This window comes from Rhizobium ecuadorense, from assembly GCF_001187535.1.
Classification (GTDB): Bacteria; Pseudomonadota; Alphaproteobacteria; order Rhizobiales; family Rhizobiaceae; genus Rhizobium; species Rhizobium ecuadorense.
Window position 1 is genome coordinate 1 of record NZ_LFIO01001102.1, and the last position, 246, is coordinate 246.

General features: G+C 61.4%; 1 pseudogene. It reads right to left on the reverse strand.

Annotated elements, in window-relative coordinates:
• Window positions 1-246, reverse strand: a pseudogene (locus AF337_RS22145) (branched-chain amino acid ABC transporter substrate-binding protein); the annotation flags it as partial.

Genomic DNA, 246 nt, shown 5'->3' on the forward strand with positions numbered 1-246 from the left:
GTCGGCGACGACGGCCTGCTGGTCGTCACGGCCGCAGCCACGAAACAGATTGTCGAAACCGCGATCGGTCACGGTCGGATTGGTCGAGGACGGCGTCATTTCGAGGATGCCGGCATCATTGTAGATTTCGGAGGCGGGAATCGTGTTGGACGAGCAGAAATGCCCGATCACCGCCTGGACCTTGTCCTGGTCGACGAAACGATTGGCGACGACAACGGCCTGCTTCGGTTCGCAGGCGTCGTCACC